Annotated in this window: 11 protein-coding genes and 4 pseudogenes; 9 read left to right on the top strand and 6 right to left on the bottom strand. The window is 68.2% G+C overall.

Annotated elements, in window-relative coordinates; all coding sequences use genetic code 11:
• Positions 1-149 precede the first annotated feature (149 nt).
• The 4 genes from OG842_RS39820 to OG842_RS39805 all read left to right on the top strand — a co-directional run bounded on the left by OG842_RS39820 (position 150) and on the right by OG842_RS39805 (position 3671).
• Positions 150-1229 (top strand): tyrosine-type recombinase/integrase, encoded by a 1080-nt coding sequence (locus OG842_RS39820; RefSeq protein WP_266733989.1) that lies wholly within the window; start codon positions 150-152, stop codon positions 1227-1229.
• On the top strand, positions 1226-1558 hold the full coding sequence (locus OG842_RS39815) for a helix-turn-helix domain-containing protein (protein WP_266733991.1): 333 nt from the start codon (positions 1226-1228) through the stop codon (positions 1556-1558). The genes OG842_RS39820 and OG842_RS39815 overlap by 4 nt, the downstream gene beginning before the upstream one ends.
• 375 nt (positions 1559-1933) lie before the next feature.
• A complete protein-coding gene (locus tag OG842_RS39810; protein WP_266733993.1) occupies positions 1934-3190 on the top strand; it encodes a hypothetical protein in 1257 nt (418 codons plus the stop codon).
• Entirely contained in the window at positions 3165-3671 is a 507-nt protein-coding gene (locus OG842_RS39805) for a GNAT family N-acetyltransferase (RefSeq protein ID WP_266733995.1), read from the top strand. Before OG842_RS39810 ends, OG842_RS39805 begins: the two co-directional genes overlap by 26 nt.
• Positions 3672-3888: 217 nt before the next feature.
• On the opposite strand, the gene OG842_RS39800 is transcribed toward OG842_RS39805, so the two are convergent.
• Both OG842_RS39800 and OG842_RS39795 read right to left on the bottom strand, forming a co-directional pair.
• The gene (locus OG842_RS39800; RefSeq protein ID WP_266733996.1) at positions 3889-4098 is read right to left on the bottom strand and encodes a hypothetical protein; all 210 of its coding nucleotides are present in this window, start codon (positions 4096-4098) and stop codon (positions 3889-3891) included.
• Positions 4095-4832, bottom strand: a complete 738-nt coding sequence (locus OG842_RS39795) for a dienelactone hydrolase family protein (RefSeq protein ID WP_266733998.1) — start codon at positions 4830-4832, stop codon at positions 4095-4097. Before OG842_RS39795 ends, OG842_RS39800 begins: the two co-directional genes overlap by 4 nt.
• Before the next feature lie 285 nt (positions 4833-5117).
• Here OG842_RS39795 and OG842_RS39790 point away from each other — a divergent pair, with 285 nt between their 5' ends.
• Positions 5118-6326 (top strand): IS701 family transposase, encoded by a 1209-nt coding sequence (locus tag OG842_RS39790; protein WP_266734000.1) that lies wholly within the window; start codon positions 5118-5120, stop codon positions 6324-6326.
• A gap of 318 nt (positions 6327-6644) precedes the next feature.
• Here the strand turns inward: OG842_RS39790 and OG842_RS39785 are convergent, their stop codons facing one another.
• Positions 6645-7877: an IS4 family transposase gene (locus OG842_RS39785; protein ID WP_266734200.1), complete on the bottom strand. Its 1233-nt coding sequence runs from the start codon at positions 7875-7877 to the stop codon at positions 6645-6647.
• A gap of 104 nt (positions 7878-7981) precedes the next feature.
• Between OG842_RS39785 and OG842_RS39780 the strand changes: the two are divergent.
• Positions 7982-8311: pseudogene (locus tag OG842_RS39780) on the top strand (IS5 family transposase); the annotation flags it as partial.
• Here OG842_RS39780 and OG842_RS39775 read toward each other — a convergent pair.
• Positions 8309-9194: pseudogene (locus tag OG842_RS39775) on the bottom strand (IS5 family transposase); the annotation flags it as partial. The pseudogenes OG842_RS39780 and OG842_RS39775 overlap by 3 nt on opposite strands.
• 70 nt (positions 9195-9264) lie before the next feature.
• On the opposite strand from OG842_RS39775, the gene OG842_RS39770 reads away from it, so the two are divergent.
• Positions 9265-9429 carry a hypothetical protein gene (locus OG842_RS39770; protein ID WP_266734001.1) on the top strand — a complete coding sequence of 55 codons (165 nt, stop codon included), beginning with the start codon at positions 9265-9267 and terminating at the stop codon, positions 9427-9429.
• Positions 9430-9465: 36 nt separating this feature from the next.
• Positions 9466-10184: pseudogene (locus tag OG842_RS39765) on the top strand (IS6 family transposase).
• Positions 10185-10247: 63 nt separating this feature from the next.
• Here OG842_RS39765 and OG842_RS39760 read toward each other — a convergent pair.
• Positions 10248-10532 (bottom strand): annotated as a pseudogene (locus OG842_RS39760) (MMPL family transporter); the annotation flags it as partial.
• A 364-nt stretch (positions 10533-10896) separates the two neighbouring features.
• Positions 10897-11688, bottom strand: a complete 792-nt coding sequence (locus OG842_RS39755; protein ID WP_266734002.1) for a DUF2785 domain-containing protein — start codon at positions 11686-11688, stop codon at positions 10897-10899.
• A 275-nt stretch (positions 11689-11963) separates the two neighbouring features.
• On the opposite strand from OG842_RS39755, the gene OG842_RS39750 reads away from it, so the two are divergent.
• The gene (locus tag OG842_RS39750) at positions 11964-12644 is read left to right on the top strand and encodes a DUF4232 domain-containing protein (protein WP_266734004.1); all 681 of its coding nucleotides are present in this window, start codon (positions 11964-11966) and stop codon (positions 12642-12644) included.
• The last annotated feature ends 47 nt before the right edge of the window (positions 12645-12691 follow it).

Genomic DNA, 12691 nt, shown 5'->3' with positions numbered 1-12691 from the left:
CTGAGCCCTGCTGAGTCCCCAGCCCCGTGGCCAGGGGGTTCGTCCTCCTTCGTATGCTCTCCCGCCAGGTGACGTAACTTCGGGATTCTTGAAGCGTTCTCATCTCGTCCGACCGATCTGCGGTCCGGGTGAAGGTGAGGGGGCTCGGGTTGGCGGCACTGGCAGTCGTGCGGGACCTCCGCGATGTGCGGGCTCCGGTCTCGGCGGAGGAACTGGAGCAGTTCGAGACCGACGCGCTGGCCGGGTTCGTGCTCGCACGGGCGTCGGCCGGGCTGACGGACGGCACCATCCGCGGGGACGTCGGTCACCTGGAACAGGTGCGGACGTGGTTCGGTCGGCCGCTGTGGGACATGGAGCCCGCCGACGCGGACGCGTACTTCGGGAAGGTGCTGCGGAACTCGCCCAGCGGCACCCGGCTTGCCCGGTCGCAGGCGCTCACCACGTACTTCACGTTCCTGGAGCTGAGGCACAAGGTCGAACTGCACCGGATGACCGGCCGGGTTGTCGAGTGTCCGATCGACGAGATGAATCGGCCGCGCGGGGCGAAGGACGCCCAGCTGCGGATCCCGCCACTGGAGCCGGAGGTCGGGCAGTTGTTCACCGGCTGGGCCGGTGAGCTGGCCACCTGCCGGAAGTTCGCCCCGATGGCCAGGAACTACACCGCCTCGAAGCTGATGTCCGAGGTGGGGCTGAGGGTGAACGAGGCCCGCAGGCTGGACCTGGATGACATCAAGTGGAACCTCGGGCGGTTCGGCAAGCTCCATGTCCGCTATGGCAAGGGGAAGCGCGGATCGGGCCCGCGCGAGCGGATGGTGCCGCTGATCAACGGTGCGGGCCGGACTCTGCGGTGGTTCATCGAGGATGTGTGGGGTCAGTTCGGCGACGACCACACCCGCCCTGGCGCCCCACTGCTGCCCTCCGAACGCAAGAACGCCGACGGCTCCTCACGGCGGGTCGGTGACGATGCCCTGCGCAACGGTCTCGCGGAGGCTACCAAGCTCCACCTGCCCAGCTGGACCGACAAGCTGACGCCGCACGTCCTGCGGCACTTCTGCGCGTCCCAGCTCTATCTGAACGGGCTCGACCTGATCTCGATCCAGGAGGTTTTGGGACATTCCTGGATTGCCACGACGATGCGGTACGTCCATGTGCAGCAGACCCGGGTCGAGGACGCCTGGGCGGCAGGGCAAGAGCGGGCCGCGAAGCGGCTGGAAGGGCTGATCCGATGAGGTGGAACCTGCGGCTGACCGCCGCGAACAAGGGCATCTGGAAGGCGTCCGAGCTCCAACGGAACCTGGCTGAGCATGGGTTGGTCATCTCGGCGGGGAAGATGTCCGGGCTGTGGTCCGGGCAGCCGGTCTCCCTCAAGCTGGAGGACCTGGACGTGATCTGCGTCGTCCTGGGCTGCGAGATCGGTGACCTGCTGATCCCCGAACCGCAGAAAGTCACCCGTCCCGGCCAGGACACCGATGTCCGGCAAGCGGCCGCTGGCTCCTCGGGACCGGCCCCGGCGGTGGTTCCTCGCCGCCGGGATGGTCGGTCCCTTCCTCCGATGTGACCTATGGACCCGAGTTCCTGCCCGGATTGCCTGTCCTGGGGGCGTTTCTTCGAGCCGCGGTGCTCGACGTGTTCCTCGTTCGCCAGCCGATGGAGGGGAGGTGCGTGCGCCGGCTGCACGCGCCAAGTACCCCTGCGGGAGGAGTACTGCCGTCTGTGCTGGGTCCAGGCGAGAACGGAGGCCGCCGCGACTGGCGGCAAACCGGAGTCCTTCCTGCCTCACCTCCGCCACCAGCAGCTGTTCTTCTACGGACTGACGGCACTCTGGGACCGGCGTCCCAAGCCATCGGCGGTCAAGAACGGTCGCCGGGGCCGACCCCGGCGACCCGATCCGGCCCCTGCAACCCCTCCGTCCGCGGTCTGGTGCCAGCTCGCGTTGTTCGAGGCCCGCCGAGACCTCACGGGGCGGGTCAGCGATGAGGACGCTCGCCGCGGCAATCCCTGGCCGGCCTGGGCCCGCCATAGCGCCCACCGCCTTGGCGAGGCCCGCGGCTGGCCGCGCAAGACGCGTCTGAACGTCGACCAGGCCCTGGTCATCGTCCTGACCGGCCATGCCGAGGTCGACGTGATCCGGTACTCGGAGGTTTTCCCGGTGCTTCGGTCGCGCGGCCTGAGCGTCGAGCGGACCACGGAAGTGCTCGACCACATCGGCGTGTTCCTCGACGACCGGCCATCGTCGTTCGGACTGTGGCTGGAGTCCAAGCTCGACGGTCTCGCCACCGGGATCGCCCGCGATGTCGGAGACTGGGCCCGGCTGCTGCACGACGGCGGCCCTCGTTCCCGGGCCCGCCATGCGGCGACGGTCTGGAACTACTTCAACCGGATCCGGCCCGTGCTGCTGGAGTGGTCGGACCGTTACGACCACCTGCGGGAGGTTACCCGCGACGACGTGCTCGCCCACCTCGAAACCGTGCAGGGCTCGCAGCGGCAGACCACGATCATCGCTCTGCGGTCGCTGTTCGGCTGGGCCAAGAAGAACGGCACGATCTTCAAGAACCCGACCAGCCGCATCCGGGTCGGCCAGCGCGAGGAAGGCGTCATCCAGCCGCTGGAGCCCGGACACATCGACGGTTCTGTCGCCGCCGTCACCCATCCCGCCGACCGGCTGATCCTCGCCCTCGCCGCCGTCCACGCGGCACGACCTGCGGCGATCCGCCGCCTCCAGCTCGACGACGTCGACATCGGCAATCGGCGCCTGTCCATCGATGGCCGCACCCGCCCGATGGACGAACTCACCCTTCAAGTCGCCCGAAAATGGCTGGAGTTCCGGCGCCGCCGCTGGCCCGATACTGCCAACCCGCACCTGCTGATCAACAAGCACACCGCGCTGGGAACCGGCCCCATCGGCAAGAGCTCGGTCGCCGGGCCGGCTCTGCACCGCCAGACCGCGACCCTGGAACGACTCCGCATAGACCGCCAGCTCGAAGAAGCCCTCGTCCACGGTCCCGACCCGCTCCACCTCGCTGAGGTCTTCGGCCTCAGCGAGAAGACCGCGATCCGATACGCGAACTCGGCGCGGGCACTGCTGGAACAGGCAGCCGAGCACTCAACATCCCACTCGGGAAAAGAACTTGGCCCGGATTGTGGAGCCTTGAAGAATGACGGCCATGCAGATTCGACAGGCATGGCCTGATGACGCTTCAGCGGTCGCTGGCGTCTACGTGCGCTCCTGGCAGGCGGCCTTTGCCGGTCTTGTTCCGCAGCACTACCTCGATGCCATGGACCCAAGCCGTGAAGAGTCCGGCTGGAAGACACGCATCGCGGAGACACAGTGGCCAACTTCGGGAGTACTGGTAGCCGAGACCGAGGTGGGGATCGTCGGGTTCGCAGGTTACAGCCCGTCTCAGGAGACGCCCGCCGTCGCGGAGATCGGCACGCTCTACGCGATGCCCGAGGTATGGGGCACGGGGATCGGAAAGCAGTTGATGCTGGCCACGCTGACCACCCTCGGACAGGCCGACTACACGCAAGCCACCTTGTGGGTACTGGAAGGCAATGAACGCGCCCGGCGCTTCTACGAGGCCGCCGGTTGGCGCGCAGATGGCGCGGCCGTGGAAGACACCACTGGCGGAGCCGCTCTGAACAAGTTGCGATACCGCCGCCCTCTCGGCTAGCCCGCTCACCATCTTGCGCGTCCGGAGAGCCATGAAGCGGCGTGGTCGCGAGTTGGAGTCGAACTCGCGGATCCAGTGCCGTGGAGCACGACGACGGACCCCTGGGTTCCCACTCAGAGCCCTTCAGTTTCCCTGAACTCACGGAGGTCCACGGGCATCGCCGAGATACGGGTCAAAGGGGCAACGAGATGATCTTGAAGCCCTGATGCGCTCGGACTCACCTGCGACGGCGGGCGGCAGGGTCGCGTTCGGCGACGTGCCGGGCGACCGCGTCGACGCCGGGGCGGGCGTACCGCTCCAGGGAGCGGACGGAGGCGTGGCGGGAGCGCGCCAGCAGCATCGGGGTGGATGTGCCGCCCTCGGCGTCGGCGGCGAACACGATCGCGTACTGCTGGACGAACTTGGCGTTCATGCTTACCTGGGTCATGCCCCCAGATCCTCCGTCACGGGCAGGCACTCGGCGAGCAGGTCGACGACGTCGCGCCAGGCTCGCTGCGCGTGCCGTGGGTGGTAGCCGACGCCGGGACGCACGGGGTGGTCGACCGGCGGGTGGTGGAAGGCGTGCAAGGCGCCGCCGTAGACCGCGAGGCGCCAGTCGACGCCCGCGGCCTGCATCTCTGCGGTGAACGCGTTCCGTTGCGCGGGCGGCATGATCGGGTCTTCCGACCCGACCCCGGCCCACACCGGGCAGCGAATGCGCGCCGGCTCGCCCGGTCGGCCCGTGGTCAGTGCGTTGACTGTCCCGATCGCGCGCAGGCTGACGCCGTCGCGCCCGAGTTCCAGCCCGACGGCACCCCCGGTGCCGTAGCCGATGGCGGCTATCCGGTCGGGGTCGGTCCGCGGTTCGGCGCGCAACACGTCGAGCGCCGCATGACCGATGCCCCGCATCCGGTCGGGGTTGGCGAGCAGCGGCATGCAACGGGCCAACATCTCCTCGGGGTCACCCAAATAGCGCCCGCCGTGAAGGTCGAAGGCCAGCGCTACATATCCCAGCTCGGCGAGAGCATCGGCCCGGCTGCGCTCGACGTCGCTGAGCCCCGTTCCCTCTGGTCCGAGCAGCACCGCGGGCCGGCGGTCGACGCCGGCCGGGAGTGCGAGGTGCCCGATCATCGTCAGACCGTCGGCCGGGTACTCGACCGTGCGCGTTGTAATCGTCGTCATGAGACTGGACTGTAGTGATCGTCGAGCCCGGTCGGGCCGGGGTTCACCGCTGGCAGAACAGCGCGGATGTCCCTCTGAAATGCGGCGATGGCTCACAAGAACCGTCAAAAACCCCGTTCCCACGGCAGCGCTATCGGATCACCTGCCCAGGCCACGGCGTTGGAGGCTGACCCTAGCGGCAGGATTCTGGCGTATACCGGCCCGGCCCCCTGAAGGGGCGTCACCAGCTAGTAGGGCTTTGTTACGTGTCTGGGCAGGCGGTGGTTCTGGTGGTTTCCTGCTGGTATGAGGGCGGATGAACTCGCTTTGTGTCGTGGCCGGTTGGAGGAGTTCGCCGGGGAGGTGTTCGCTTCGCTGAGACGTGCTGACCAGCGGGTGAAGGGCCGGTTGTATCTGCGGGGTCTGTTGCTGGACGGGCGTCGGAAGTCGATGCAGCCGATGGCTGGGCGTCTGGGTGTGGACCATCAGCAGTTGCAGCAGTTCATGACGTCCTCGACCTGGCCGGTGGGCACAGTCCGCGCGGGGTTGGCCCGCCGTGCGGTCGGGGTGGTGCGTCCGCAGGTGTGGGTGGTGGACGACACCGGCTTCCCCAAGGACGGAGTGTCCTCGCCCGGGGTGGCCCGGCAGTACTCCGGCACCCTGGGCAAGGTCGGCAACTGCCAGATCGGCGTCAGCGTCCATGCCGCCTCCGGCACCGCATCCTGCCCGCTCTCGTGGCGGCTGTTCCTGCCCCAGAGCTGGGACAGCCCAGAAGCGGCGGACCGGCGGGCCCACTGCCGGATCCCCGACGAAGAGCGTCACCGGCCGAAGTGGCAGCTCGCGCTGGACATGCTCGACGAACTGGCAGCGGTCGGACTGTGGCCCGCGGTGCTGGTCGCGGATGCCGGCTACGGCGCGAACGCCGACTTCCGGCACGCGCTGGAAGACCGGGGCCTGGCCTACGCACTGCAGGTCAAGGGCGAACTGACCGCTCATGCCGAGGCGGCCAAGCCCCACCAGCCGCCCTACGGTGGGCTCGGTCCCAGGCCGCTGCCCCGCTACCGAACCCGCCCACTCAGCCTGCGCGAACACGTCCTGGCCGCCGGCCGCGACAAAGCGGTGACGGTCACCTGGCGCAAGGGCTCCAAAGCCGCGATGACCTCCCGCTTCGTGTTCCTGCGCATCCGGCTCGCGGGACGCCGTCCAAAGCCCGCTCCCGACGGTGTCATCGGCCTGACCTGGCTGATCGCCCAGTGGCCCGAGGGTGAGGACGAGCCGGTCAAGTACTGGATATCCAACCTGCCAGCCGACATCCCGGCCCGGGATCTGGCCCGCCTCGCGAAGTTACGGTGGCGCATCGAGCACGACTACCGCGAGCTGAAGACCACCCTCGGACTCGACCACTTCGAAGGCCGCTCATTCACCGGCTGGCACCGCCACGTCACCCTCGTCACCGCCGCCCACCTGTTCCTGACCGAACAGCGGACCTGCCCAAAAGTCCCTGCCAGGGCCTGACCCTCTACCAGGCCCTGGACCTCCTCCAACATCTGCTGGCCACCTGGACCGGAACCTGCCCCACCTGCCAACAACCCACCCCATGGCAGCCCTACGACACCACCTAACAAAGCCCTACTAGGGACAATACCGGTGATTTAGGTGCTCTTCTGGCGTCTGCTGGCGGGTTTGGTGGGCGGGATGAGTGTGATTGCTGCTGCGGGTGGTCGGGGTGGGTTGCGGTGGTGGGTGTGTTTGAGGTGCCAGTTGGCCATCTTGCGTTTGATGACACGGGGGTTGGAGCGTTGCCTGCGGGGTGGCAGGAGTCGTTCCAGCAGCTCACGGATGGTGTGGGTCAGGGCTCGACTGAGTCGTGAGGGGGGAAAGTGCCGCCTGGTCGGTGACGTGGCGGCGAGCGATGCGAAGGGTGCGGGTGAAGGACAGTCTGTCGGGGTCGAGGCCGGCCTGGTGAGCGGTGTGGTGCATGACGTCCCGGAGTGCGTGGTGGACAAGAAGGAAACCGTAGATTTCCTGCTCGACGCCATCGGGGTACTGGGAGCGGAGGACGAGGCGGTGTCCGCCCTGATGGGTCTTGATCTCGTCCAGGGTGTTCTCGATCTCCCAGCGTTGATGGTAGAGGCCCGCCAGGTCGGCCGCAGGGGCCTCCTGCGGGTTACAGATGGTCGTGATCAGCCGGTAGACCGTGTCGTCGTCCTCGCGGCCGAGGGTGTACTCGATGACGCGGACCCGGACCGGGTCCCGGTGCTTGCGGTCGCCTGCCGCAACGATCTCGGACAGGTAGGAGCCGTCGTCGAAGGCTTCGAGGACCGGGAGCACGATGTTCTTCCGGACGCGCCACAACAGGTCCGCGCCCGTGTCCGAGGCGGCCCGCCACAGCTCGAAGCCGGTGATGCCGCGGTCGGCCATCAGCAGCATTCCCGGCTCGAGCCGGCCCAGCAGGCCGGGAATCAACTGCTGTTCATGAACCGACAGCGGGCCGGTCGCCGCGGCGAACACCGCGTGTGTCCCGCACTCCACCAGTGCAGCGACCCTCACCTGCGGGTAGGCACTGCGCTGCTGTCCCCGGCCCGAGCCGGGCCGGCCGAAGAAATCGCTGTTCGCCCCGGTGTCCGGCACATCGAAGACCGTGCCGTCCACCGCAACCAGACGCCACTGCCGATACCAGGCACCAGTAGTGTCCGGGGCGGCCACCGGCCGGCACACTCGCGCGAACAGCACCTTCAACGGCTCCGGCCCCAATCGCCGGCGGGCCCGGCCGATCGCCGCTGTCGTGGGCACCTGCCACGGTTTCTCCCACCGCCGCACCCGCTCCAGCCCCTGCGTCAGCAGTCGGGCCACCTCCTCATAGCCCTGCCCGGAGAACAGACACATCGCGAGCACGAAATAGACCACCACCCGGGCCGGCAACAGCCGCGACCGCTGTTCCAGACGCCCACACCCAACAACCACCTCATCCACCAACTCGGGCGGAAACACCCGCGTCAGCACACCCAGAGCGATCCGGTCCGACAACCGCTCACCCGACGACTTCACCTGTCCAGGCCTTGGCACACCACACCCAACGACCCACCACCAACAAAGTCACCGGTATTGCTACTAGGGACTGTTTCTCGGATCTCCTGACAGGACTGGGGTGTTGAGGTCAGGGTGGTGGGATGGGTCGTGGGGATCTGACGAATGCGGAGTGGGACCGGCTGGAGTCATTCCTGCCTCGTGGTGGTGGGCGCGGGGGTCGGTGGAGTGACCACCGTCGGGTGATCAACGGGGTTCTCTACCGAGTGCGGACGGGTGTCCAGTGGCGGGACCTGCCGGAGCGGTTTGGGCCGTGGGAGACCGTCTACAAACGGCATCGTCGCTGGTCAGCTGATGGAACCTGGAAGATGCTGCTGTCTCGCATCCAGGCCGCCGAGGATGCCGCGGGCCGGATCGACTGGGATGTGTCCGTGGACTCGACCGCCGTGCGAGCCCACCAGCACGCTGCCGGAGACGTAGCCGCGCTTGTCGTATCGCGTGGCCACGGCCCGGGACTGTTTCAGCTTGTTGATGGCCCGCTCGACGGTGTTGCGTTTCTTGTAGCGCTGCCTGTCGAAGCCGGGTGGCCGTCCGCCACGTGAGCCTTTGCGCTGGCGGGCGGCCTGGCTGTCGGTTTTCTCCGGGATGGTGTGCCGGATGCCCCGGCGGCGCAGGCTGTCCCGGCGTGGCCCGTTGCTGTACGCCTTGTCCGCGGCGAGGCTGTCGGGCTTCTTGCGCGGTCTGCCCGGACCGGTGCGCGGAACGCGGATCTTGTCAAGTACGGGGTCCAGTTGGGTGCAGTCGGCCCGTTGGCCGGGTGTGACGATCAGGGACAGCGGCCGGCACCGGCCTTCGGCGCTCAGATGGAGCTTGGTGGTGAAGCCGCCCCTTGAGCGGCCCAGTCCCTCACCTGCTTCACCACCTCCACCAGGCGGGCGTGAAGGCTCTGCCACGGCGGTTCGTCCTGGTGTTCCCCGCCCGCGTCCCCTTTTGACGTGCGGGGCGCGGGCGGCGGGCTGGTACGGGCGCCCGCCGCGTGCTGATGAGCGCGCACCGCCGTGGAATCCACCCCGATGTCCCGTCGATCTCACCGGCGGCATCCGCTTCGGCTTGGACCTGCTGGAGCAGCCGCTCCCAGGTTCCGTCGGCCGACCACAGCCGGTGCCGCTCATAGAGCGTCTTCCACGGCCCGAACCGTTCCGGCAGGTCACGCCGGTGGATGCCGGTCCGCACCCGGTGCAAGATCCCGTCGATCACCTGCCGATGATCCCGCCACCTACCGCATCGGCCATTGCCCACCGGCAGGAACGGCCGCAGCCGCTCCCACTCCGCATCTGTCAGATCACCCCGCCCCATGGCCGAGACAACGATCCGCCGACGTGACAGTCACATGGGCGGACAAATCCCAGGGCTTACGCTCCCGGGCATGACCAAGTTCTTCGCCGCTGTGTGCCTGCCGCCGACCTCGCCTCGGAAGGTTCCCCAGGCCATAGCTGCCATCATGGCGCCCTACAACGCCAACCTCACCGAGGAATGGAATCCGGTCGACCACTGGGACGGGACTGTCACATTGACGGTCGGGCTGGGATGATCTCCGGGTTGGTGGGTCCGGGGAGGGGAGCCGATCATGCCTTCCACGGCACCGTCGTACAAAGGCCACCGGTACCCGGTGGAGGTCATCTCGCACTGCGTGTGACTGTACTTCCGCTTCCCGCTCAGCTTCCGCGAGGTCGAGGAGCTGATGCTCGAGCGCGGAGTGATCGTCTCCTACGAGACAATCCGCCGCTGGAGCCTGAAGTTCGGTCAGGCCTATGCCAACTCGTTGCGCCGGAGGTGCCCCCGGCCGGGTGACAAGTGGCATCTCGACGAGGTCTTCATCAAGATCAATGGTGAGTGGAAGTACCTGTTGCGGGCCGTGGACCAAGACGGGATGGTACTCGACATCCTCGTGCAGGCCCGTCGTGACAAGGCCGCGGCCAGGCGCTTCTTCCGCCGGCTCCTCAAAACGACCGGGCGGTGCCCAGGGTGATCGTCACGGACAAACTCCGTGCCTACGGCGCAGCGCACCGTGAGGTGATGCCCTCGGTGGAACATCTCTCGCACAAGGGGTTGAACAACCGGGCAAAGAACTCCCATCAGCCGACGAGGCAGCGTGAACGCGCGATGAAAGGATTCCGCAGCATTGGCGGGGCGCAGCGGTTCCTGTCCGCGTTCACCGGGATCTCACCCCACTTCCGACCCGACCGCCACCACATGGCCGCCGGCCGCCACCGCCTCGAGATGACCATCCGCTTCACTATCTGGAACCACATCACCGGCAGCACCGGCCTGCCCGCCAGGGTCTGAACAACAGGCCGCCCCGGCCCCCGCTCGCCCACAGACGATCACGCCCCCGACAACGTGACAACGCCAGATGTTGTAGTCCACGCCGAGTGCCACCAGGAACACGAACCCGTACAGCGGCACCGAGGCGTCCGTTCTGCTGAAGCCGAGCAGGTGCTCGAAGACGACGGCCGACACCCCCAGCGTCGCCAGGAATTTCAGCGCGACGGTCGCCACGAGCAGGACCGGGACGAGCAGTGAGCGCAGCAGCAGGACCAGGATGAGCAGGATGATGCCGAGTACGACGGGCACGATGAGCGTGCGGTCCCGGGCGGCCGTCTGCTGGGAGTCGTACTGCTGGCGGGGCCGCCCCGAGGCTGGGTGAAACGCGGCGCGCCCTCCCTCGAATCGTCTTTGCGGGGGCTGCCAAGTTGCCTTCATATACCGCCACTTGAACGTTCTTAGTCGCCGAGGATCCGCTCCCCAGCAGCCCGTCGCGCCAGCTCCCGTCGAGAAGGATCGAGGAGTGGGCCACGCCGTACGGGCTGAACCCGTTGGGGCGCAGGTGCGGCTGCGGGAGGATGCCTCCGACGGCGATCTGACCGATCACCTGGTCAACGACGAGCACCACGCCCGGCCAGACCGTACCGGCCCGGTGTCCGGCGTGCAGGCCTTCGATCCGCCTGGCGCGGGTGTGCGCACCGGTCCGCCCGGACGCCGGGCCGGGTGTGGTCGGTCAGCGTCTGACGATCCGGTCGAGGGCGGCGGCGAGTGCGGACTTGACCGCGTCGCGGTGGTGGAGGGGTTGCGCGGGCAGTTCGTCGACGGGGCGTACGCCTCGGTCGGCGAGTATGTAGAGCAGGCGCAGGGTGCGCAGGCAGTTGCTGAGGTGAGCGGGCACCGGCGTGCTGATCCGGGCGGCCCCGAAACGGTTGGCAATCGGATCCAGCCAGCGGACGGCGTCGCGTTCACTCAGGTCCGTGCGGGTGAGGACCCGGGCGATCGCGCGTGCCAGGCGGTCGTCCTCCAACTGGTCGTAGACGTGATCGGTGGGCGCCGTCAGCCGAGCGGCGGCAAGGTCCAGCATCCGCACCGGCGCCACCCGGGGATGGCAGCCGAAGCCGGCGAGCAGGTCCGCGCCGTGCGCCACCGCGTGCAGCCAGCCGAGCGTCTCGTCGTGGCCGCGTAGATCCCGCTCCACCGGGTACCAGCGCTCGAACGCGTCCACCCAGCCGGGCTTGAAGTCCCCCGCTTCCACCAGCATGTCGAGCACGAGCGGCGCGAAGGTGCGGGCCTCGACCCGCGGGTCGGTGAACCGGCTGGCCATCTCGTCCCCCAGCTCCAGCCGCCGGGACGCCGCGATCGTCCCGCGGGCGATCCAGGTCGCAAGGACGGTGTAGGGCGCGCCGTCCCGGACCTGCGGATCGGGATCCGCGAGGGCACGGGACAGCTCGCGAACGAGGTCGTCCATGGGCCGGTCATCGGGCACGGCACAGTCGGCGGCCTCGACGCTTTTCCAATCGGTCATGAGGAGCAGAATAGGTTCATTCCATGACTGCACGCCTGCGAATTATGTCCGAGTATCCACCCGGACATTCAACTCCCCGGCCAGCGGCGGCAGTTCCTGCGTTCGCGTACCGCTCCCTGCCTTGGTCGGCCGCGTGCCGACGACGAACGGTGCTACCGCACGAAGATCACTGAGACAGGACCCGGACATTCACGGGATCACTTCAGGATCGAATCAGCCCTAGTGTCATCGGTGTCAGCAGGAAAGACCGCAACCAACAGCCGCTGGAGTTCACGATGCGCTCGCGTCTCGCCGCCCGTTCCACCCGTCTCGTCCTGGCCGCCGCAGCCATCACGGCCCTCGCCGCCACCACCACGGCCTGCGACCCCGAAGACGCCGCGGACGCCGCCGGTCCCGCAGCTCCCTCCGCCGCCGCCTCCGCGAGCAGCGGCGGGAGCGACGGCTCCTCCAGCGACAAGCCCTCCGCCAGCGGCTCCGGGTCCAACGGCTCCTCCACCGGCGGCTCGACCGACAAGACCGACTCCGGCGACGGCAAGAAGGACGGCTACGGACAGTCCTGCGGCACCAACGACCTCAGCTTCACGGTCACCTCGGAGTCCCAGGCCGGCGGCTACTACCTCGTCACCGCCAAGGCCAAGCCCGGTATCACCTGCTTCCTGGAGGTCAACACGCCCAGCGTGTCCTTCGGTTCCGGCGCCGACGGTGTCGCCTCCCCCGTCGGGCAGGGCGGCGAAGACCCGATCAAGCTCACCGGCTCCGCCGTCGCGTACACCGGCATCAACCCCAAGACCACCGACGGCGACGGCGGCACGGAGTTCGAGAACGTCATCATCTCCACCACCGAGGACGACCCGAACCCCGCCGAGCTCAAGCTCCCCGACCCCGCCACCGTCGAAAAGCCCATCGTCACCAACTGGGCCACCAACCGTGCCGAGGCCGTCCCCGTCATCGTCTGACCGGGCACCGAGTCACACCGAGCCGCGCCGATCCACACCGAGGCCGT

The sequence above is a fragment of the Streptomyces sp. NBC_00376 genome (assembly GCF_036077095.1).
In the GTDB taxonomy this organism is placed as follows: Bacteria; Actinomycetota; Actinomycetes; order Streptomycetales; family Streptomycetaceae; genus Streptomyces.
The sequence above is the reverse complement of the archived record's forward strand: the minus strand, read 5'-3'. Positions and strand labels throughout refer to the sequence as shown.